The 22495-nt window shown below is 60.6% G+C and carries 11 protein-coding genes and 4 tRNA genes; 11 read left to right on the plus strand and 4 right to left on the minus strand.

Translation table 11 applies throughout. The annotated features are described in order from the left end of the window. Positions 1 to 22 precede the first annotated feature (22 nt). The 6 genes from alaS (at position 23) to AB4N80_RS12505 (ending at position 4836) form a co-directional block, all read left to right on the plus strand. A complete protein-coding gene (gene alaS, locus AB4N80_RS12480; RefSeq protein ID WP_460082217.1) occupies positions 23 to 2644 on the plus strand; it encodes an alanine--tRNA ligase in 2622 nt (873 codons plus the stop codon). Positions 2645 to 2734: 90 nt separating this feature from the next. Then, positions 2735 to 3976, plus strand: a complete 1242-nt coding sequence (locus AB4N80_RS12485; protein WP_122569280.1) for an aspartate kinase — start codon at positions 2735 to 2737, stop codon at positions 3974 to 3976. A gap of 184 nt (positions 3977 to 4160) precedes the next feature. Beyond that, positions 4161 to 4349, plus strand: coding sequence for a carbon storage regulator CsrA (gene csrA / locus AB4N80_RS12490; protein WP_003178872.1), 189 nt, complete (start codon positions 4161 to 4163; stop codon positions 4347 to 4349). A gap of 62 nt (positions 4350 to 4411) precedes the next feature. Further along, a tRNA-Ser gene (locus tag AB4N80_RS12495) sits at positions 4412 to 4502 on the plus strand. Between the two features lie 108 nt (positions 4503 to 4610). Continuing rightward, positions 4611 to 4687 (plus strand) — tRNA-Arg (locus tag AB4N80_RS12500). 72 nt (positions 4688 to 4759) lie between these two features. Then, positions 4760 to 4836: transfer RNA gene (locus AB4N80_RS12505), tRNA-Arg, on the plus strand. A 40-nt stretch (positions 4837 to 4876) separates the two neighbouring features. Here the strand turns inward: AB4N80_RS12505 and AB4N80_RS12510 are convergent. After that, the gene (locus tag AB4N80_RS12510) at positions 4877 to 5380 is read right to left on the minus strand and encodes a cell envelope protein SmpA (protein WP_354336386.1); all 504 of its coding nucleotides are present in this window, start codon (positions 5378 to 5380) and stop codon (positions 4877 to 4879) included. Positions 5381 to 5702: 322 nt separating this feature from the next. Between AB4N80_RS12510 and mgtE the strand changes: the two genes are divergently transcribed. Next, entirely contained in the window at positions 5703 to 7145 is a 1443-nt protein-coding gene (gene mgtE / locus AB4N80_RS12515) for a magnesium transporter (protein ID WP_092441895.1), read from the plus strand. 588 nt (positions 7146 to 7733) lie between these two features. Here the strand turns inward: mgtE and AB4N80_RS12520 are convergent. The 3 genes from AB4N80_RS12520 to AB4N80_RS12530 all read right to left on the minus strand — a co-directional run bounded on the left by AB4N80_RS12520 (position 7734) and on the right by AB4N80_RS12530 (position 9711). Then, positions 7734 to 8342 carry a LysE family translocator gene (locus AB4N80_RS12520; RefSeq protein WP_354336387.1) on the minus strand — a complete coding sequence of 203 codons (609 nt, stop codon included), beginning with the start codon at positions 8340 to 8342 and terminating at the stop codon, positions 7734 to 7736. A 77-nt stretch (positions 8343 to 8419) separates the two neighbouring features. Next, positions 8420 to 9229, minus strand: a complete 810-nt coding sequence (locus tag AB4N80_RS12525) for an AraC family transcriptional regulator (RefSeq protein WP_354336388.1) — start codon at positions 9227 to 9229, stop codon at positions 8420 to 8422. Positions 9230 to 9384: 155 nt separating this feature from the next. Continuing rightward, on the minus strand, positions 9385 to 9711 hold the full coding sequence (locus AB4N80_RS12530) for an Arc family DNA-binding protein (RefSeq protein WP_122569275.1): 327 nt from the start codon (positions 9709 to 9711) through the stop codon (positions 9385 to 9387). 527 nt (positions 9712 to 10238) lie between these two features. Between AB4N80_RS12530 and AB4N80_RS12535 the strand changes: the two genes are divergently transcribed. The 4 genes from AB4N80_RS12535 to AB4N80_RS12550 all read left to right on the plus strand — a co-directional run bounded on the left by AB4N80_RS12535 (position 10239) and on the right by AB4N80_RS12550 (position 22250). Continuing rightward, positions 10239 to 10315, plus strand: a tRNA-Arg gene (locus AB4N80_RS12535). Between the two features lie 457 nt (positions 10316 to 10772). Then, entirely contained in the window at positions 10773 to 12434 is a 1662-nt protein-coding gene (locus tag AB4N80_RS12540) for a ShlB/FhaC/HecB family hemolysin secretion/activation protein (RefSeq protein WP_305468146.1), read from the plus strand. Between the two features lie 9 nt (positions 12435 to 12443). Continuing rightward, positions 12444 to 12962, plus strand: coding sequence for a toxin-activating lysine-acyltransferase (locus AB4N80_RS12545; protein WP_460082225.1), 519 nt, complete (start codon positions 12444 to 12446; stop codon positions 12960 to 12962). Positions 12963 to 13007: 45 nt separating this feature from the next. Then, positions 13008 to 22250, plus strand: coding sequence for a two-partner secretion domain-containing protein (locus AB4N80_RS12550; RefSeq protein ID WP_460082229.1), 9243 nt, complete (start codon positions 13008 to 13010; stop codon positions 22248 to 22250). The last annotated feature ends 245 nt before the right edge of the window (positions 22251 to 22495 follow it).

Below are 22495 nucleotides of genomic sequence, written 5' to 3' on the forward strand. Positions count from 1 at the left end.
GCAGCCTCCGTGGAAGAACCTAATGAAAAGCGCAGAAATCCGTGAAGCCTTCCTTCGCTTCTTCGAAGAACAAGGCCACACCCGAGTAGCCTCCAGCTCTTTGATTCCGGGCAACGACCCGACCCTGCTGTTCACCAACGCGGGGATGAACCAGTTCAAGGACTGCTTCCTGGGTCAGGAAAAACGTGCCTACACCCGTGCGGTGAGCAGCCAGAAATGCGTGCGCGCCGGCGGCAAGCACAACGACCTGGAAAACGTCGGTTATACCGCTCGTCACCACACCTTCTTCGAAATGCTGGGTAACTTCAGCTTCGGCGACTATTTCAAGCGCGACGCCATCACCTTCGCCTGGACCTTCCTGACGTCCGACAAGTGGCTGAACCTGCCCAAGGAAAAGCTTTGGGTAACGGTCTACGCCACCGATGACGAAGCCTATGACATCTGGACCAAAGAGGTCGGCGTCCCGGCAGAGCGCATGGTGCGTATTGGTGACAATAAAGGTGCGCCTTACGCCTCCGACAACTTCTGGACCATGGGCGACACCGGCCCATGCGGCCCATGCACCGAGATCTTCTACGATCACGGCGCCGACATCTGGGGCGGCCCACCCGGCTCGCCGGAAGAAGACGGCGACCGCTACATCGAGATCTGGAACAACGTGTTCATGCAGTTCAACCGCACCGCCGATGGCGTGTTGCATCCGCTGCCAGCGCCGTCGGTGGACACCGGCATGGGCCTGGAGCGGATCAGTGCGGTGCTGCAGCACGTTCATTCCAACTACGAAATCGACCTGTTCCAGAGCCTGCTGAGCGCGTCGGCCAAGGCCATCGGTTGCACCAACGACAACCAGGCTTCGCTGAAAGTCGTCGCCGACCACATCCGTTCCTGCGGCTTCCTGATTGCCGACGGTGTGCTGCCTTCCAACGAAGGTCGCGGCTATGTGCTGCGTCGGATCATCCGTCGCGCCTGCCGTCACGGTAACAAACTGGGCGCCAAGGGCAGCTTCTTCTATCAGATCGTCGCGGCATTGGCGGCCGAGATGGGCGACGCCTTCCCGGAGCTCAAGTCCCAGCAGGCGCACATCGAACGCGTGCTCAAGGCTGAAGAAGAGCAATTCGCCAAGACCCTGGAGCAAGGCTTGAAGATCCTTGAGCAGGATCTGGCCGAACTCAAGGGCAACGTGGTCCCGGGCGACGTGGTGTTCAAGTTGTACGACACCTACGGCTTCCCGATGGACCTGACTGGCGACATCGCCCGCGAACGCAACCTGACCCTCGACGAGGAAGGTTTCGAGCGCGAGATGGAAGCCCAAAGGGTGCGTGCGCGTTCCGCCAGCTCCTTTGGCATGGACTACAACAGCCTGGTCAAGGTTGACGTGGCCACCGAATTCACCGGTTATGCCGGCACCACCGGCTCGGCCAAGATCGTTGCCATTTATAAGGACGGACAGTCGGTCGACATCCTGAGTGAAGGCCAGGAAGGCGTGATCGTGCTGGACAGGACCCCGTTCTACGCCGAGTCCGGCGGCCAGATCGGCGACAGCGGATACCTGCAAGCGGGCAGCTCGCGCTTCGACGTGCGTGACACTACCAAGACCGGCGGTGCTTTCCTGCATCACGGCGTGCTGGCGTCGGGCAGCCTGATGATCGCCGCCCCGGTGGCCGCTCATGTCGATGCCAAGGTTCGTCACGCGACATCGCTGAACCACTCCGCCACGCACTTGCTGCACGCAGCGTTGCGCCAGGTGCTGGGCGAACATGTCCAGCAGAAGGGCTCGTTGGTGGACAGTCAGCGCCTGCGCTTTGACTTCAGCCATTTCGAAGCCATCAAGCCTGAGCAACTCAAGGCGCTGGAAGACATCGTCAACACCGAGATTCGCAAGAACTCCCCGGTGGAAACCGAAGAAACCGACATCGAGACTGCAAAGCGCAAAGGCGCGATGGCGTTGTTCGGCGAGAAATACGGCGACAGCGTGCGTGTGCTGAGCATGGGCGACTTCTCCGTTGAGCTGTGCGGTGGCATCCACGCCAACCGGACTGGCGATATCGGTTTGATGAAAATCATCAGTGAAGGTGGCGTGGCCTCCGGCGTGCGTCGGATCGAAGCGGTCACCGGTGCTGCGGCCCTGGCGTACCTCAACGCGGCCGAAGAACAACTCAAGGAAGCGGCAACCCTGATCAGGGGCAGCCGCGACAACCTGATCGACAAGCTGTCGGCAGTGCTGGAGCGCAACCGCCTGCTGGAAAAGCAACTCGAGCAGTTGCAGGCCAAGGCTGCCAGCGCCGCGGGCGACGATCTGTCGGCCCAGGCCGTGGATGTAAAGGGCGTGAACGTGTTGGCCGTGCGTGTGGACGGTCAGGATGGCAAGGCGCTGCTGGCGCTGGTCGATCAATTGAAAAACAAACTCGGCCGCGCAGTGATCCTGCTCGGCAGTGTCCATGAGGAAAAGGTCGTTCTCGTCGCAGGCGTGACCAAAGACCTGACTGGCCAACTCAAAGCCGGTGATTTGATGAAGCAGGCCGCTGCGGCAGTGGGCGGCAAGGGCGGTGGTCGTCCGGACATGGCGCAAGGCGGCGGTACCGACGTCGGCGCACTGGACGCGGCACTGGCCCAGACCGTTGCATTCGTAGAGCAGGGTATTTAAGGCAGCGTCGCGGGCTCGTGGTCTAGTGACGAGCCCAGCCGCTGTTTGAGTGATTATTGGGCGCCCTTCATGGGCAGAGGCGGCTTTGAAATGGCTTTGATCGTACAGAAATTTGGAGGCACCTCGGTCGGCACTGTCGAGAGAATCGAACAAGTCGCCGACAAGGTTAAGAAATTCCGTGAAGCGGGCGATGACCTGGTGGTTGTGCTGTCGGCAATGAGCGGCGAGACCAACCGTCTGATCGATCTGGCCAAGCAAATCAGCGGCGACCAGCAACCGGTTCCCCGTGAGCTGGACGTGATCGTTTCCACCGGCGAGCAGGTGACCATCGCCTTGTTGGCCATGGCGCTGATCAAGCGTGGTGTGCCGGCGGTGTCCTACACCGGCAACCAGGTGCGTATTCTGACGGACAGCGCGCACAACAAAGCGCGTATCCTGCAGATCGACGACCAGAAGATTCGCGGCGACCTGAAGGCTGGCCGTGTCGTGGTCGTCGCCGGTTTCCAGGGTGTGGACGAGCAGGGCAACATCACCACCCTCGGCCGTGGTGGTTCCGACACCACGGGCGTAGCGCTGGCAGCGGCTCTCAAGGCTGACGAATGCCAGATCTACACCGACGTGGACGGTGTCTACACCACCGACCCGCGGGTCGTGCCCGTGGCTCAGCGCCTGGACAAGATCACGTTCGAAGAAATGCTCGAAATGGCCAGTCTCGGCTCGAAGGTGTTGCAGATCCGGGCGGTTGAATTCGCCGGCAAGTACAACGTTCCGCTGCGCGTTCTGCACAGCTTCAAAGAGGGTCCGGGCACCCTCATTACTATCGATGAAGAGGAATCCATGGAACAGCCGATCATTTCCGGCATCGCTTTCAACCGCGATGAAGCCAAGCTGACCATCCGTGGCGTGCCAGACACCCCCGGCGTGGCGTTCAAGATTCTCGGTCCGATCAGTGCCGCGAACATCGAAGTCGACATGATCGTGCAGAACGTCTCGCACGATAACACCACCGACTTTACCTTCACCGTGCACCGCAACGACTACCAGTCTGCCGAAGCGATCCTGAAAAAGACCGCTGGCGAGATCGGTGCCCGGGAAGTGGTGGGTGATACCAAGATCGCCAAGGTCTCGATCGTCGGTGTCGGCATGCGTTCCCACGCAGGTGTAGCCAGCCGCATGTTCGAATCCCTGGCCAAGGAAAGTATCAACATCCAGATGATCTCTACCTCGGAAATCAAGGTTTCCGTGGTCATCGAAGAGAAGTACCTGGAACTGGCCGTGCGCGCCCTGCACACGGCTTTCGAACTCGACGCTGCTGTCCAACCGGGCGAGTAAAGCGTTGTCTTGAGGGCGCGGCTGGACCGCGCCCTTTGTTTTTCTGAATGGCGCGTCCCAAAACTGTTCTTTTGCCCGCGCTGGTCAATACTAGGCCTGTAGGCTTCGACCGTTTCGGTTGTAGGTCCAATGCCTTTTTTTTGCAGACTGTTGTCCCTTAAGTGAATTGCGTGAGGAGAAAGGTATGCTGATTCTGACCCGTCGGTGTGCAGAAAGCCTGATTATTGGCGATGGCGAAATCACCGTGACCGTGCTCGGCGTCAAAGGAAACCAAGTGCGTATCGGCGTCAACGCCCCGAAAGAGGTTGCTGTACACCGGGAGGAAATTTACCTGCGTATCAAGAAAGAGAAGGACGACGAACCAAGCCATTAATTTTTATCGATTTTTATGTTTGCAAACGGGGATGAAGGTGGTTAATATACGCCCCGTGTTGCGGAGAGCTGGCCGAGTGGCCGAAGGCGCTCCCCTGCTAAGGGAGTACACCTCAAAAGGGTGTCGGGGGTTCGAATCCCCCGTTCTCCGCCATTATTCGTTTAGTGCGTCAAAACCTGGCTTGTTCAGTAAGTGATTGAAATTACTGAAAAAAAGCGCTTTACAAAAGGATTTGACGACCTATAATGCGCGGCAACAAATGCACTCGTAGCTCAGCTGGATAGAGTACTCGGCTACGAACCGAGCGGTCACAGGTTCGAATCCTGTCGAGTGCACCATTTAAGAGTCATTTGCAGCAATGCAAATAACTTGGCTTCAACCAGTTGTGATCTGGTATAAAACCACAGCATGCACTCGTAGCTCAGCTGGATAGAGTACTCGGCTACGAACCGAGCGGTCACAGGTTCGAATCCTGTCGAGTGCACCAAACACCAAAAAGCCCGCGTTTAACGCGGGCTTTTTGCTGTCTACGATTTGCCTTTCACGCACCCCCTTTCATCGAACACGACCTCTGCGCTGCGACCTTTCTTCGCCTTGTAGGTATATCGTGTACTCAAATTCCGAATCTTGATTGAGTCTGGCTTGCCCAGGGCGCTCTCGACGTCCTGTTGGCTCATGCCGGCGACGATTCGTCGTTCCAGGATGGCATCGCGGCGTTGCCTGGCATCGATAAGGTTCCCGCAGCGGTCTTGGAATTCGCCAACCACGGTCGGTGCCTTGCGTGTGGTTGTGTTGCCGGATGTTTGCCAACGCTCCGCTTCGGGCAGCATCGCCTCGGTCGCCGGCTCACTCGAACCTGGGCTGTACGGGTGGATCTGCTGGAGTGACAGGGCTTCTCCCGGGCCGCAGCTCAAGGTGGTGAATGTTACGTGCCCCGCGCTACTTTCGCAGCGATGCACGGTCTGCCCGGCGGCCCACACGGGCAGGCAGGGCAGGCTGGCGAGTAGGAACAAGTAGTGGCTGATGGGCATCCGATCGTCCTCCTTGGCGGTGCAGGAGAAGAGGGTAGTCGCTGCATTTCTGCCGGGGCGTGTGTTTTCTTTTCCGAATAAGTCGTCGTAAAGGGGAAGGTTCAGCCTGCGTTCAGGTTTGTCTCGCAAGCGCTTGTTCTTGCCATGATTTTTTAGCGTTTTAAAGCGTCAAGCGGTGTATGATTGCGCCCGTCAGCCCCGCCGGGGCTTTGGAATATCTCCATGGACTTACCCAGTAGTTACTCAATATCTAGTTTTGCCAATCATGAATTAACTGATTGATCCTTCCGGCGTGCTCCACTGCTGGGAGTGGAGTTCGCCTATGACCCAAGTAGAAGTAAAAAAAACGCAGGAAAGCCTTCAGGATCGTCTCGCTCAAGTCGTTGAGCTGCTGCAGCGCCAGCGGGTCGTCGAAGACCTGACGCATCGCCAGGAAGGTCCGAATCATGATCGGGTCGAGAGCCTGGTCCACCGGCAGAATCTCGTCGAGCTGCAACGCAAGCTCGATGACCTGCACTCCGCCGACGTCGCCTACATTCTTGAAGCCTTGCCCCTGGAAGAGCGTCTGACGGTCTGGCAGTTGGTCAAGGCTGATCGCGACGGTGACATCCTGCTCGAAGTGTCGGACTCGGTTCGCGAAACCCTGATCGCCGACATGGATGATCACGAGTTGCTGGCGGCGGCCAAGGAAATGGACGCCGACGAACTCGCCGACCTTGCACCCGAACTGCCACGGGACGTTGTCCACGAACTGATGGAAGCCCTCGACGGCCAGCAGCGTGAGCGTGTGCGCTCGGCGTTGTCCTATGACGAGGAGCAGGTCGGTGCGTTGATGGACTTCGAGATGGTGACAATCCGCGAGGATGTCAGTCTTGAAGTGGTCTTGCGTTACCTGCGTCGCCTCAAGGAACTGCCCGGCCATACCGACAAGCTGTTCGTGGTCGACTACGACGGCGTGCTCAAGGGCGTGCTGCCCATCAAGCGTTTGCTCGTCAACGACCCGGAAAAGCAAGTGGCCGAGGTCATGGCCAGCGACCCGGTGAGTTTTCACCCAGACGAAGACGCCTACGATGCGGCCCAGGCATTCGAGCGTTATGACTTGATTTCTGCACCGGTGGTCGACAAGAACGGCAAGCTGATCGGCCGTCTGACCATCGATGAAATGGTCGATTTGATTCGTGAGGAAAGCGAAAGCGAAGTCCTCAACATGGCCGGTCTGCGCGAAGAAGAAGACATCTTCGCTTCGGTCTGGAAGTCCTTGCGTAACCGCTGGGCCTGGCTGGCGATCAACCTGATCACGGCGTTTGTCGCTTCCCGGGTCATCGGCCTGTTCGAAGGCTCCATTGAGAAGCTGGTGGCGCTCGCGGCGCTGATGCCCATCGTCGCCGGCATCGGTGGCAACTCCGGTAACCAGACCATCACCATGATCGTCCGTGCCATGGCACTGGACCAGGTCAGCACCGGCAATACATCGCGATTGATGCGCAAGGAACTGGCTGTCTCCTTGATCAACGGCGTGATTTGGGGAGGGGTGATTGGCGTGGTGGCTTACCTGCTTTATGGCAGCTGGTCACTGGGGGTGGTCATGACGGCCGCCATGACGCTCAACCTGTTGCTGGCGGCATTGATGGGGGTCCTGATCCCCATGACCCTGGCCCGCATGGGGCGTGATCCTGCCATGGGTGCCAGTGTCATGATTACCGCCGTGACTGACAGCGGCGGGTTCTTCATTTTCCTGGGATTGGCGACGATTTTCCTGCTCTGATCGTCCACAAGAAACCCGCCTGTTTGGCGTAATACTTCCACTTAAAAAACGGTGCTTCCTTCAGAAATGGGAAGCGCCGTTTTTTTTGGGTTTCTTTTGATTGCCGGGGCGTCGAAATCAAGAGCCACCGGCAGATCCAGCCGCTATGCAACTGCACAACCGCTATCGCGAGCAAGCTCGCTCCCACAGGGGGCAGCAGTTGTTCACAACATGTGCGCACAACACAAAAATCTGTGGGAGCGAGCTTGCTCGCGATGAGGCCCGTCAGCCCGACATCCATGTGACTGAACCACCGCTATCGCGGCGGGCCCACGGAGCAGTGACTTCGTTCAGGCATGCCGAGCCTAAGCGAGGCACCGAGTGGTGGGGCAAAAGCGCTTTGGTTACTTTCGACTGGGCCGGCTTCCGGGCTTTTCGAAAGTGACCCGCCGTCAGGGCGGAACCATAAGCAGTCGTTACCGAAGAAACGGATATGCACACCAACCAGCCCCCCCGAACGCTAGATCCAAATTCCCAAGCATGAGCCTGTTGGCCGTTTTTTTATCACGCCAAACCCTCTGTGCATCACTGCATCACTGCATCACTGCATCACTGCATCACCGCCAGTCGCGCTGCCAGCAACACAAAGGCTGCCGAAAATAGGCGGCGTATCCACTGCAACACGGATGGACGCTCCAGAACATGCCGGCGCATCGATGCACAGAACACACCATAAAGGGCGAAGATAGCAAAGGTGATCGCCATAAAAACGAAGCTCAACAGCAGCATGCGCCCCATGGCATTCGTTTCTCCTGGCGCAAGAAATTGCGGCAGAAAAGCCAGGAAAAAAATCGACAGTTTTGGATTCAGCAGGTTGAGCAAAATGCCCGAAACAATCACCGCGCCATTGGAGCGTGGCGTCTTGTCCGGATCAATGTGCAATGCTCCATGACGCTGGAGCGAGCTCCATGCCATCCAGAGCAGGTAAGCGACGCCAAGATACTTGACGACTTCAAAGGCCAGCGGGCTGGCGTGCAACAGCGCCGCGAGACCTGTGATGGCTGCCAGCATGTGTGGCACGACCCCCAGGGTGCAACCGAGTGCGGCTACCACGCTTGCGCGCCAGCCCTGGGCCAGGCCGGCTGCTACCGTATAGACCACACCGGTGCCAGGCGAGGCCACCACGATCAGGGATGTGAGAAGAAATTCGAGGTTCATGCAGCGCGTCCTTGGAGTGATGAAGGCTCCAGCCTGCCTGTCATGAGAAGGGGCATCTTGAATGAAATTGCAGGACGCTAGCGTCCTTGTCGTGCGTACATGCCGGGTGAGAACCCAAAGCTGCGCACGAAGCATCGGGTCATATGGCTCTGGTCTGCAAAACCACTGGCAAGGGATGCATCGGCCAGCGGCATGCCCGCAGCGATCAGGTGCCGGGCTCGCTGAATGCGTCGTTGTAGCAGATAGGCGTGGGGCGTCAATCCGGTCAGGCGGGTGAAGGCGCGTACGAGCTGAAAGCGGCTTAAATCGGCCTCCCTGGCGAGCAAGGCAAGCGACATCGGCGACTGCGGATCGTCGTCGATCATGGCTTTCGCACGGTTTGCCGCTGATTCCGGCAAAGACGATACCGGCATGGGGCGGTCCAGCAAGTGTTCGAGCAAAAGCGCCAGCGTCTCTTCGATTTTCAGGTGATCGCCAACCACCTCGGCTTGAGCAATTGTTCGATACAGGATGCTGAACAGTTCGGCCGCAGGCGGGCTTTGCAGCACCGGATAAGCGAACTCACTGGCGCAGACGCCCCCTTCCTTGGTCATATCCTCGAATGTCTGCCCGATCAGCGGTGGGTCGAAATACAGCATCTGCCAGCGACGCGTTCCGTCTCCGATGGGCGCGCCGTCATGCACTTCGGCCGGATTGACCGATATAAGATCACCTGCAGTCGCCTCTACCGGGCCTCGGCCGCTGGCTGAGCGTTGCGCCCCACGCACAAGCAAGCCAATGCCAAAGTGTTCGTGCATATGCCGGGCAAACGTTCGATCCGAATCGGCCTCGACGATTTCCACGCCCAGCCCTGCGATTCTTCGAACCTTGAATGCATGACCTGTCATGCCGGCCTCCAGGCCTCTGTTGTTGACTGATCAATTTAGCACCCCTGCCATTGAGCAGTGGGCTGTTGGCTTCGATGACGTTCCAAATGCAGGTCTGGGCCAAACGCCAGGCAGAAAAAAGCCAGCACAAGGCTGGCTTGAAGGGATTGGCAGGATCAGGACGCTTCTGCTGCTATTTCCGAGCTATGGTCAATCAGCGAAACGAGGGCGTTCTGCTGGCGGTGGGAGAGTTGTCGGAAGCGTTGAAGCAACTCGCGCTCATGCAAAGACAGCTCCGGGCTGTCCAGGCGCATGCTTAGCTCTTCACCCAGTGCACCTTCCTGAATCAGGCTTTGCTCCAGGCGCGCAATGATTTCGGAGTTCATGCTGCGATGATGATTACGAGCCACCTCGGCAATGCGTTCCCGCATTCCGTCTGGCAGACGTACGACGAACTTGTCAGCCGTACGGCTGGAATAAATTGCCTTTGTCATTGGGCGCATATTTATTTAACCGGTTAGTTCAGGGGAGCGGTTCTCGGGATTGGCCGCAGGATGTCGATAGGACAAGCTCCACTGCCAAATGTTCAACCTGAATTGTTAAGAGGCCCGCATCATGCCTCAAAATTGCCAGATCATTGGCGCCAATTCTGTGACAAATTCTGATCCGGGTAAAGGCGTTATGCCAGCACCTTTCATCAAAAAATGCGGACTGGTTGGAAAAAAAACAACAGGTTCGCATTCTGTGACCGTCGGATCGTGTCGATGTGCCATACCGTCTGGCGGATAACGCAAATGGACCAAAACGCTAGTCGTCCCTGTCTTGTACAGGATAGTGGCAAATGGCCGATTTACTAGGATGAACAGACCAGGGTCAGATGAATGGCCGCCGGGACCAGCCGCTTGGCCTTGTCAGGCTTCCAGGCAGTACCATTTGCCTACACTTAAAAACAGGGACGACATGACAAACGCAGGGTAGGTCGTTAACATGCACGCCGTTCCGCGCACCACGTTTCTCGTGGTCGACTCGTGTCTCAGTAGCTCAATTGGATAGAGCATCCCCCTCCTAAGGGGAAGGTTGGCAGTTCGAACCTGCCCTGGGACACCATTATAAACAGTGGGTTAGCGCAATTGCCGCTAACTTTTCCTGCTTGCACCCCATCCCCCGAACGACCTGGCTCGGCTTGAGCGTGCCGTTCACTGCCTTGTTCAGCGCCTCATTGCCTCAGGCTGTGATCGACCGCCCATTTTTACCCATTGGTATCGAACCTGTTTCGATACCGCGAAACTTTCTCCTCCCTCTGCTATCAGACCGTCTCGGTAAGTTGTAGGACTTTTCCTTCGTTATCGGTGGAATAAGTACCTCTTTTTATCTATGTCAGTGCCAATCCGCGTTCAGCGGAACTGACCCACCGTGTCTTCGATTCAAGCCACAAGGATGTGACATGCAGCCAGCCGCAACCTGCCGAACGTGTAAACCGAGCAGCCCTCGCCGTTGTGCTGACGGAACCCGCTCATCTGCACAAAACGCCAAGCGTCTCGCGCTGCTGCTGATGGTGGCCTGGATGACGGGGGCGTGGAGCACTGCGCAGGCGGCTGGACCTGAAGAAGAACTGCTGCGTCAGCAAGAGCGCGAACGGGTTTTGCGCGATCAGTTGGAGTCCCGGCCGGACGTGCGCCTGCAGGCAGCCCCCGTGGATGAAGGTGCCGAGCGCTTGCCCACCAAGGAAAGTCCCTGCTTTGCCATCAATGACATCCGCCTGATCGGCGAGGCGTCGGAAGAATTCCAGTGGGCGTTGCGCGCCGCCAATCCCAAGGATGATCCCGCCATTGGTCGTTGCCTCGGTGGCGGCGGGATCAACCTGACGATGAAGCGCATGCAGAATGCGATCATCGAGGCCGGCTACGTCACCACTCGCGTACTCGCCGAAGCCCAGGACTTGAACAGTGGGGTGCTGGTATTGACCCTGGTGCCAGGGCGCATTCGCGAGATTCGTTTCGAGGAGGGCACCCGTTCCCGCGCCAATGCCTGGAATGCGATGCCGGCCAATCCTGGCGATCTGCTCAACTTGCGCGACATCGAACAGGCGCTGGAGAACTTCAAGCGCGTGCCGACCGCTGAGGCCGATATCAAGATCGCGCCAGCCCGTGCCGCCGACGCCAGGCCCGGTGAGAGCGACGTGGTGATCGCCTGGAGCCAGCGCTTCCCCGCCCGTGTAAGCCTGTCGGTGGACAATTCGGGCAGCAAGACCACCGGCAAATACCAGGGCAACGTATCGCTGTCCTTGGACAACCTGCTGTCGCTCAACGATCTGTTCTACGCCAGCGTCAACCATGACCTGGGCGGCGGTGAGTCCGGGCACCGCGGCTCCGATGGCCGCACCGTGCATTATTCGCTGCCGTTTGGCTACTGGCAGTTGGGGTTCACCAACAGTGAATACAACTACGAACAGTCTGTCGCCGGCGCCAATCAGACCTATCAGTATCGCGGCGAGAGTCGTAACAACGAGTTGCGCCTGTCACGCCTGCTGTACCGCGACGCCGTTCGCAAGACCACCGCCTGGGGCAGCCTGTGGACGCGCTCGTCGGAGAATTTTATCGACGACACCGAAGTCGGCAACCAGAAACGCCGCATGGCCGGCTGGCAATTGGGGTTGGACCATCGGGAGTTCATTGGCGCTTCGATTCTTGATTTGGGCGTCGCCTATCGTCGCGGCACCGGTGCCCATGATGCGCTCAGGGCGCCCGAAGAAGATTTTGACGCCGGTACGTCACGCTCGCAGATCATCACCGCCGATGCCCAATTGCAGGTGCCGTTCCAGGTCGGCGATCAGCGCCTGCGCTACATCGGCGGCTGGCGTGCGCAATGGAACCGTACGCCGCTGGTGCCCCAGGATCGCTTCTCCATCGGCGGACGCTACAGCGTGCGGGGCTTCGATGGTGAAAACATTCTTTCCGCCGACCGTGGCTGGACCCTGCGCAACGAAATCGGCCTGTCCCTGGGGCAGACCGGCCAGGAACTCTATACCGGTATCGACTATGGCGAGGTCAGCGGCCAATCCAGTGAGTTCCTGATCGGCCAGCGCCTGGCGGGGGCCGTGGTGGGTATACGCGGCGGTTACAAGGGCCTGTCCTATGACTGGTCGGTGGGTACGCCGTTGAAGAAGCCCGATGGTTTCGAGACGGCCAACGTGACCAGCGCGTTCACCGTCATCTGGTCATTCTGAGGTGATCCCATGCAGTTCGAGACGCTAGACATTATCGCTCCTGGCCTGACCGACGAACCTTGGAGCGAAGCCGCGGTGTTCGGCTCCGCCACCTGGTTGTGGATGCACTCCAAGGCCCATCGCGATGCGCCGTTGCACACCTTGCCGACGTTGCTGTTGCCGGCGCTCAAGCATCGCCAGTTCGTGCTCGGCTCCGAGCACGGCAAGCCGGTGTTCTACCTGTCCTGGCTCAATCTCGACGAGGCGGCAGAGCAACGTTACTTGCGCCAGTCGCCGTTGGAACTGACCCAGGAGGACTGGAACAGCGGCGAGCGGCTCTGGCTCAACGACTGGGTCGCTCCCTTTGGCCACACGGCGGTATTGAGCCGCTTGTTGCAACGTCACCTTTTCATCGATCGCTGCGCCCGTGCCCTCTATCACCGAGGTGACGAGCGTGGCCTGCGGGTCAAGACATTCCAAGGCATAGGGGTCATCCCCGAACAGGCCCAGGCCTGGTTTGCCGCCCACCCGCTGGCAGTCGAAGCGTAACTCCAACCACTGGTCGTGCGGGCTGGCTCCGCAAATGGAATTGCTATGAACAAGCATCTATACCGAATCGTTTTCAACAAGGCCCGCGGACTGTTGATGGTCGTGGCCGAGAACGTCACCAGCCAGGTCAAGGCGCCGGGGACCCGCTCCGGTCCGACGGCGGGCGCAACGGCTTGCACGGCGACGCTCGGGGCGTTGCGCTTTGCCTTGATGACAGCGATTGGCCTGGTGTCCTTGAGCGTGGCGCCGACTTGGGCCGGCACCATCGTCGCCGACCCTGGCGCTCCGGCCGGGCAGCGACCCATGGTGATACAAAGCGCCAATGGCACGCCGCAGGTGAATATCCGTGCGCCTAGCGCCGGCGGTGTCTCGCGTAACACCTACAACCAGTTCGACGTCGATAGCCGGGGGGTGATCCTCAACAACGGCGCGGGCAATAGCCAGACGAAACTGGGCGGTTGGATCGAAGGCAACCCGATGTTGGGCAATGGCAGCGCGCGGGTCATCCTCAACGAAGTCAATTCCAGTAATCCCAGCCAATTGCGCGGTTACGTCGAAGTCGCCGGCCAGCGCGCCGAAGTGGTGATCGCCAACCCGTCCGGTATCACCTGCAACGGTTGCGGCTTCATCAACGCCGACCGGGCGACCCTCAGCACCGGTCGGGCGCAGTTGGAGAACGGTCGCATCACGGGCTACACCGTGCAGGGCGGGGCGATCAACATCGAAGGCAAAGGCCTGGATGCCCGCGAGGCCGACTACACCGACCTGATTGCCCGTTCGGTGCAGGTCAACGCCGGGGTGTGGGCCAACGACTTGAAAGTCACCGCCGGACGCAATCAGGTCAATGCCGACAACACCCAGGCCACGCCGCTACCAGGCACTGAGGGTGAGAAGCCTACCGTTGCCATCGACGTTGCCAAGCTCGGCGGCATGTATGCCGGGAAGATCATGCTGGTGGGCACGGAGTCCGGCGTGGGTGTGCGCAACGCCGGCCAGATCGGTGCCATGGCTGGCGAGGTAATCGTCAGCGCCGACGGAAAGTTGCAAAACCTGGGCGCTATCAGCAGCACAACGGCGACGCGGATCACTGCCACCAGCGTTGAAAACAGCGGCACGCTCTACGCCAAGGGCGACCTGAAGCTCGACAGCACCGGCGACATCGACAACAGTGGCACTGTTGCCAGCCAGAACCACACGACACTGACCGCCAAGACTATTCGCAGCACCACCGCCTCGAACCTGGCGGCGGGCGTTGGTGTGGACGGCAAGCTGGGCAATAGTGGCAACCTCGCGCTACGGGCCGCCACGGTCAAGGCGCAGGGCCAGAATCTTGCCGGCGGCGATGTCAGCGTCGAGGCGGATGACCTGGACTTGAGCAGCAGCCAGACCCTGGGCCGCAACGTTACCCTGACGGCCAGCACTGGCGATGCCAGTCTCAGTGGCAGTCAAGTCGATGCGACCCAGGTGCTGAATGTCAAAGCGACCAAGACCCTGCGCACCGATGCGGCCAAGGTCAGCGCTGGCAACCTGCAATTGAGCGCGCGAGATGTTTCCAATGTCGGCGGCGAGCTGGTGCAGACCGGCACCGCCGACACATCGATCACCGCCGTCGCCACGCTCGATAACAGCGGTGGCCGTATTGCCTCCAACGCCACCAACCTGAAGCTTGGCGCCAATCGCCTCGACAACAGCAAGGGCAAGGTCGAGCACGCTGGCAAAGGCACCCTGGACATCCAGGTCACCCAGTTGGCCGGCAGCAAAGGCACCCTGGCGAGCAATGGCACGTTGAGCGTCAAGGCCAACGAGGTGGTGGTCGATGATGGCCTGACCCAAGGCCAACAGATCACGCTCGACACCACGACCCTGTCCAACCAGCGTGGACGCATTCTGCAGACCGGCGCACAACCCTTGCAGGTCACCGCCCGTGAACGCTTCGACAATCAGGCCGGGCAAGTCAGCAGTCCCGGCGCGGTGAACTTGAGGGTCGGTACGTTGAACAACCAGGGCGGCAAAGTCCTCGCCACCGATAGCGGTGCGTTGACTGTCACAGCCGACAAAGAGGTCAATAACGGCGGCGGGACGCTGGCCGCCAGCGGTACGACAAAGGTCAGCGGCAAGGCGTTGGATAACACCCAAGGCACGGTGAGTGCAGGCGGTGAGCTGTACGCGACGTTCGACCGCTTGAACAATATCGGCGGCACGCTGGCCGCGACCCAGCGCATGGAGATCATTGCCGGGCAGTTGGATAACACCAACGGCGTGCTGGGTTCGGTGAAGTCCGGTTTGCGGGTCAGCGTTTCGGCCGAACAATTGAACAACAGTGGCGGACGCCTTGAAGCGCTGGGTGATATCGAGCTGTCGGCCCAAGGCCTGAATAACCAGGGTGGGGTGATCAGTGGCCAGGCCTTGGACCTGAACAGCCACGGCCTGCTGATGGACAACAGCCAGGGCACGTTGAATGCCGGCGCGACCCTCGACCTGCGCAGCGGTGAATTGCGCAACGCGGCGGGCCTGATCCAGGCCAAGGGCAAGCTGTTCATCGACACCGGCAGCCAGGCACTGAACAACCTTCAGTCCGGCACCACCCAAGGCATCAGCGGCCAGGACGCGGTGGAAATCCACAGCGCCCATTTCAACAATAGCGCCGGCTTCCTCGGCGCCAAGGGCGCGCTGGTGCTCAAGGCCACCGACCTTACCAACGGCAGCGGCGGCCAGATCATTGGCCAGAAGAGCGTTCAGGTCGAAGGCACCCGGATCGATAACCGCGGTGGTCAGTTGCAGGGCCTCGGCGATGTCCAGTTGGTGCTGGGGGAGACGCTCAACAATCAGGGCGGGCTGGTGCGCAGCGCGGGCGCACTGAGCGTGACCGCTGACGTGCTCGACAACAGCGCCACCCAGGGGACCAATCAGGGGCTCGAAGGCCGCGCCATGAGCCTGGCGCTCAACACCTTCGGCAACCAGGCCGGCGCCGTGCGCGCCGACCAAGGGCTGTCCATCGGCGTCAGCCAAGCGCTGGATAACCAGGGCGGCCTGATTTCCGCGGGGGCCGGCCTGACCATCACCGACCGCGATCCGATGCAACGTCGCCAGTCGGTGCACAACCTCGACGGGACCTTGCTCGCCGGTAGCCTGTTGTCCCTCAACGCCGCCTATTACGCGGGCACTGGCCGGGCGCTGAGCCTGGGCGATCTGACGTTCAGCCTGCAAAGCAGCCTGGACCTGAGTGGGCAGATCCAGGCCAATAACAAGGTTGACCTGAGCACCGACGGGGCTTTCAACAACAGCGGAAAACTGCTGGCAGGCAATCTCCTGCTGGTGCGCTCGCAGACCCTGGACAACGCCGCCAGCGGCGAGATCAGCGCCGGCCAGGTTCGCCTGACCGTCAACGACAGCTTGACCAACCGTGGTCTGATCGACGGCCAGCAGGTGCGTGTGCAAGCGCTGTCGCTCAACAACCTGGGCACGGGACGTCTGTACGGCGATCAACTGGCGATCGCCACCTCGGCACTGAGCAACCGCGATGAAAACGAAGTCGCCGCGACCATCGCCGCCCGCCAGTCGCTGGACATTGGCACCGGCACCCTGGACAACCGCGAACAGGCGATGATCTTCAGTGCCGGGGACCTCGCCATCGGCGGTGCGCTAAGCGCCACCGACAAGGCCCAGGACCGGGCCCAACTGCTGACCAACGCCAGCGCGACCATCGAGGCCCTCGGCAACCTGTCGCTCGATGTGCAAAGCGTGCGCAACACCAACGAACACTTCAGCACCCAACAGGTGGAAGTCAGCCGTACAGCCTTGCAGGAGTTCCAGCTCAGCGGTTCGCCGAACCGCTACCAGGGCGACCAGATCTCCGTGAACAACGACGAGGTCCTTCACCTGACCACCCCCGAGGGGCGCAAAGACAACTGGAACCGCTACGACTACACCCGCGTGGTCCAGGAAACCCAGATCGCCACCTCCGCACCGGCGCAGATCCTCTCCGGTGGGACGATGCAGATCAACGCAGGTGATGTGCTCAACGACAAGAGTCGCATCATCGCCGGTGGGTTGTTGCAGGCCAACATTACCAGCCTGACCAACACCGAACTGACCGGCCAGCGCACCACCAGCGACAGTGGCACGGTCAGCAATTTCTATCGCATCCAACGCAAAGGCCGGGATCGTCAAGAAACGGCCGTCACGGCCTACACGCCGGCCCCCTTGATCCAGGACATCACGCTGCAACCGACCGTGTTCGCCCAGAATGCCGCCGGCAACGGTACCGGCACCCAGATCGGTGCCCGCGCCACCCAGGGCGTCGGCGAGCAGATAGCCGCCGCGGGCACGGTCAGCGCCCCGGTTGACAGGACCTATCAAGTGGCGCCCATCGTTCAGGTCGCGGCCCAGACCACCCTGAACAACAAGGGCGTGGCCGAGCAGATCCGCAGCGGCGGGCCATCCCTGGCATTGCCGAACAACAGCCTGTTCAGCACCAACCCCCAGAGCACCAGCAGCTACCTGATCGAAACCGACCCACGTTTTGCCAGCTACCGCACCTGGCTGTCGTCGGATTACATGTTGCAGCGCCTGCAGGTCGATCCGGCACTGACGCAACAACGTTTGGGTGACGGCTTCTACGAACAGAAATTGATTCGTGAACAGATCGCGCAACTCACCGGCCGACGTTTCCTCGACGGCTACGCCAATGACGAGGTGCAGTACCGTGCCCTGATCGACAACGCCGTGACCGTCGCCAGCCAATGGCAACTGGTGCCCGGCGTGGCCCTGACCTCCGCGCAGATGGCCCAGTTGACCAGCGACATTGTGTGGCTGGTGCACAAGCAGGTCACCCTGGCCAACGGTGACACCCGCAACGTGCTGGTGCCGCAAGTGTACGTACGGGTCCAGGAGGGCGACCTCAACGGCTCCGGCGCGCTGATTGCCGGGCAGCGGTTGAACCTGAACATCGCCGGCGACCTGGTCAACAGTGGCAGCCTGGCCGGGCGCAGTGTCATGGCGATTACCGCGCAGAACATCGAGAACCTCGGTGGGCGCATCCAGGCCGACAAGGTATCGCTCGCCGCGCGGGAGAACCTCAACAATCTCGGTGGCCTGATCGGTGCCGTGGACAGCCTGTCGGTCAAGGCCGGGCAGGACATCAACGTCATCTCCAGCAGCCGGGACAGCAGCAGCGCCCAAGGCACCCGCACCAACCTGTCGCGGGTGGCCGGGCTGTTCGTCAGCGGCGCCCAGGGCACGATGGGGGTGAGCGCCGGCAACGACCTCAACCTCACCGGGGCCCAGGTGGTCAATGCCGGCAAAGGTGGCAGCACCTTGCTGGAGGCGGGCAAGAACATCAACCTGGCCACCGTCGGCGAAGCCCACGAGCAAGCGCTGAGCTGGAACAGCAGCAACTGGCGCAAGGACGCCAGCCAGACCGAAGTCGGCTCCCTGATCCAAGGACAGGGCGACGTTCGCTTGAGCGCGGGCCAGGACCTCAACGCCCGCTCCGCCCATGTCACCAGCGAGCAAGGCGCGGTGTTTGCCGAGGCCAAGCGCGACGTCAACCTGACCGCTGGCCAGAACTACCAGTTCGCCGATGAAGCGCACAAGGTCAAGGGCAGCAACGGGATGTTCTCCAGCAAGACCACCACCACCCGCGACACCATCAGCCAGACCTCGGCCGAAGGCTCCACCCTGAGCGGCGAGCAGACCTATGTGCAGGCCGGTCGCGACATCAACCTCAAGGGCAGCAACGTGGTGTCCACGACCCAGACGGTGCTGGTGGCGGACAACAACGTCAACATCGAAGCGGTCACCGCCAGCAGCAGCGAGCGCCACGACAAGTCGGTGAAGAAAAGCGGTCTGTTCAGCGGCGGTGGTATCGCCGTCACCCTGGGCAGCCAGCAACAAAGCGTCAAGGACCTCACCACCGAGCACACGGCTGTGGCCAGCACGGTCGGTTCGACTGCTGGTGATGTGCTGATCGAGGCGGGCAAGGGCTATCGTCAGGTGGGCAGTCAGGTGTCGGCGCCACAAGGCAACATCGACGTCACGGCGCAGACCATCGACGTCGTCGAGGCGCGCAACACCCGCGAGCGCGAGCGTGAAACCCTGTTCAAGCAGACCGGGTTCACCCTCACCGTGACCAACCCGGTGATCAGCGCGATTCAGACCTCCCAGCAAATGAAACGGGCGTCGGAGAAAACCGACGACGGGCGCATGAAGGCCCTGGCCGCCGCCACCGCCGTCATGGCCGCCAACAATGCCGCCACCGCCGTGGCGATGGATCCGGGCGCGGTGGGCGGGATCAACATCAGCCTGTCGCTGGGCACCAAGAAGAACGAAAGCACCACCACCTACACCAGCGACAGCGCGGCCGGCTCGACCATGACCGCCGGCAACGACGTTCGCCTGCGTGCCACGGGCGCTGGAGCCGCCAGCAACATCACTGTACAAGGCAGCGATATCAAGGCCGGACGCAACGCCAGCCTACTGGCGGACGGTGACATCAACCTGCTTGCCGCCCGCAATATCGACAAGCAGGAGACCGACAGCAAAGGCAGCAGCGCGAGCATCGGCATCGGCTTCTCCCTCGGTGCTCGTAACGGCTTCACCCTGGATCTGGGGGCATCCGGCAGTCGCGGCCAGGCGGATGGCGATGGACTTACCCATACCAACACCCACGTCCAGGCGGGCAATCAATTGCTGCTGTCCTCGGGCGGTGACACCAACCTCAGAGGTGCGGTGGCCAGCGGTAAACAGGTCTTGGCCGACATCGGCGGCGACCTGAACATCGAAAGCCTGCAAGACACCAACACCTACGTGGTCGATGAGAAGAGCCTGGGCGTGGGCATCAGCCTGTGCATTCCGCCGTTCTGTTTCGGCATGAGTACGATCAGTGGTGCCAGCGGCAGCTTCGGTGCCACGGATATCGATTCCAACTACGCCAGCGTGATCGAGCAATCGGGCATCAAGGCCGGGGACGGCGGGTTCGACATTCGCGTGGGTGGCAACACCGACCTGGTCGGCGCTGTCATCGCCAGCAGCGACAAGGCTGTGCAGGACGGCAAGAATCGCTTGGTCACCGCCAGCCTCACCAGTCGCGACATCAAGAACAAGGCCGAGTACGACGCCAGCACCGTCAGCGTCGGTGGCGGCTATCGCGAAGTCGGCAAGGACCAGCAGGGCAACGCCACCAGCGGCGGCACGCAGACCCCGGGCACCGACCTGCCGAAGAACGACAACGACCTCAGCGCCACCATGCCGATCGCCATCAGTGCCAGCGACGATGCCAGCAGCGTCACCCGCAGCGGCATCAGTGGCGGCACCATCGTCATCAGCAACGACGCCGAGCAACAGAGGCGCACTGGCAAGAATGGCGAGCAAACCGTCGCCAGCCTCAACCGTGACGTGTCCAGCGACCGCGACACCAGCAACACGCTCAAGCCGATCTTCGACGAAGACGAAATCCGTGCCGGTTTCGAGATCGTCGGGGCGTTCTCCAACGAAGCCAGCACCTTGCTTGCCAACAAGGCCAAGGAAGTCGACCTCAAGCGCAAACAGGCCGAGGCGGCCCAGAAAGCGGCCCTGGACCCCAACGCCCAACTCACCGACAGTGAGCGCCTGGCCCTGCTCGGCAACGCGCAACGACTCAATGCCGAAGCCAGCGGCATCGCCGACAAGTGGGGCGCGGGCGGCACCTACCGGCAGATCACCACCGCCCTGGTGGGCGCGGCCAGTGGCAACATCAGCGGCGGCAACAGTGCGTTCGTCCAAGGGCTGGTAGTCAACTACCTGCAGCAACAGGGTGCCGGCTACATCGGCGACCTAGTGGCGGACGGCAAACTCACCGAAGGCTCGCCACTGCACGCCGCCCTGCACGGCGTCGTTGCCTGCGCGGGCGCCGCCGCCAGCAGCCAGAGCTGTGGCAGCGGCGCGGCAGGCGCGGCAGCGTCGAGCCTGCTCACCGGCCTGTTCTCCGAAGCCAGCCCCGATGAAAGCGAAGCCCAGCGCGAAGCCAAGCGCAACCTGATTGTCAGCATCGTCACCGGGCTGGCCGCCACCAGCTCCTCGCTGGACCCGGCCACCGCCAACAGCGCGGCGGGCGCTGCGGTGGACAACAATTGGCTGGCGACTCAGCAGTTGGTGCAGGCGGAGAAGGAGTACAGCGCGGCCGACGGTCTCGGAGCCAAGGCGAAAGTGATCGCCAAATGGGCGTACATCAACCAGAAACAAGATGTACTGACCCGCTTCGGCCTGGGCAAAGGCCTGGTGCAGGCGGGTTGGGGCGATGTCGAAGGACTGGCGCAATTTCTCCTCCATCCGGTGGATGGGATCAACGGCCTGAAAGCACTGATCAACGATCCCGAGGCCCGCCAGCAATTCGGCGACGGTGTGGTCAACGAACTCAACGCCAAACTCGACCGTGTTAAAGATGCCCTGGAAAACGGCGGGGATGATCGCGCCGTGCAATTGGGGCAGGACATTGGCGAGCTGGTTTGGCAGGTTGGCAGCATCGCCACGGGCGTCGGCACGGCGGCCAAGGGCGGCGTGGCGTTGGCGAAAGCCGGGATCAAGGTGGGGACGGAAGGGCTTGAAAAAATGGCCGGTATGGCCAAAATTGCGAAAGCTGAAGTGTCGGCTGGTAAGCCGCTGCAGTGGAGCAGCGTGGAGGGGGCGTATAGCGGAAAACTTGAGGGGGGGTATGGCCCTGGTACGACGACTGTTAATGGGAAGGTTGTCGAGAATCCGGGGGAGTATAGTGTTGGGGCAAAAGGGCCGGTGCAGGTTATCCCTGATGCAATCAACCCTCCCAAGGTCAGCCCGGTTGAAGACCTGTTTGGGCAGACGTTTGAAAGTATCCCGTTGTCGCACCTTCCCAATTGGAAGACCGGCTCTCTGGTAAATGATGGCAAACTCGGCGAGCAACTGGCCCTGCAAACCCTTAACGAGAAAACCGGCCTCAATTTCAAACCATTGCAGAACGGTAGCAACCACGGCTGTGATGGCTGCGCGGTGGCGATCAATGGCGATACGATTACCGTGGTGGTGATGGATGCGAAGTCTTCGGTGAATGGCGTGAGTAAGGCCGGTACGCCACATGGGGACCCGAGGACGCGGTTGGAGGGGTGGCTAAGTAATAAATCAATTGCCGACACTGATCCTGCTTTACGCGATGCTTTGCAAGCGGCGTTGGATTCAGGAAAAGCCAAGGTTCAAGGTGTAACAGTCAAAGTCGGTGTTCCCGCCCCCAGTAAAACAGGTGTAGCAGAATTTAAGGTGGAACCATGGACCAAGAAGTAATTCAGTGCGAGCGCTCGGGCGTAAACCCGAAATGGCCCTCCTACAAAAGTGTGCTGGGGCGCATAGCCAAGGGGCCACTCGTCTCAGATGAATACGAGTTGAATGGCATCCGTGAATATGTTGAGCGCGGCGATGCATTTGCGAAGCCATCAATGCCTGTACCGAATAGTGACAACGTTACGCGTAGTAGCTCCGAATGGATGGCCGTCACACGAGCCCACAAGGTATTGGCAACCGCACCAGAT

The sequence above is a fragment of the Pseudomonas sp. H3_A02 genome (assembly GCF_054671965.1).

What these genes read in the sequence shown, in the direction of transcription:
- AB4N80_RS12545 (WP_460082225.1), top strand. Translation starts at nt 12,444, where the DNA reads ATGCAGTTCGAGACGCTAGACATTATCGCTCCTGGCCTGACCGACGAA.
- AB4N80_RS12510 (WP_354336386.1), bottom strand. Translation starts at nt 5,380, where the DNA reads ATGCCCATCAGCCACTACTTGTTCCTACTCGCCAGCCTGCCCTGCCTG.
- AB4N80_RS12485 (WP_122569280.1), top strand. Translation starts at nt 2,735, where the DNA reads ATGGCTTTGATCGTACAGAAATTTGGAGGCACCTCGGTCGGCACTGTC.
- AB4N80_RS12520 (WP_354336387.1), bottom strand. Translation starts at nt 8,342, where the DNA reads ATGAACCTCGAATTTCTTCTCACATCCCTGATCGTGGTGGCCTCGCCT.
- csrA (WP_003178872.1), top strand. Translation starts at nt 4,161, where the DNA reads ATGCTGATTCTGACCCGTCGGTGTGCAGAAAGCCTGATTATTGGCGAT.
- alaS (WP_460082217.1), top strand. Translation starts at nt 23, where the DNA reads ATGAAAAGCGCAGAAATCCGTGAAGCCTTCCTTCGCTTCTTCGAAGAA.
- AB4N80_RS12550 (WP_460082229.1), top strand. Translation starts at nt 13,008, where the DNA reads ATGAACAAGCATCTATACCGAATCGTTTTCAACAAGGCCCGCGGACTG.
- AB4N80_RS12540 (WP_305468146.1), top strand. Translation starts at nt 10,773, where the DNA reads ATGACGGGGGCGTGGAGCACTGCGCAGGCGGCTGGACCTGAAGAAGAA.
- mgtE (WP_092441895.1), top strand. Translation starts at nt 5,703, where the DNA reads ATGACCCAAGTAGAAGTAAAAAAAACGCAGGAAAGCCTTCAGGATCGT.
- AB4N80_RS12530 (WP_122569275.1), bottom strand. Translation starts at nt 9,711, where the DNA reads ATGCGCCCAATGACAAAGGCAATTTATTCCAGCCGTACGGCTGACAAG.
- AB4N80_RS12525 (WP_354336388.1), bottom strand. Translation starts at nt 9,229, where the DNA reads ATGACAGGTCATGCATTCAAGGTTCGAAGAATCGCAGGGCTGGGCGTG.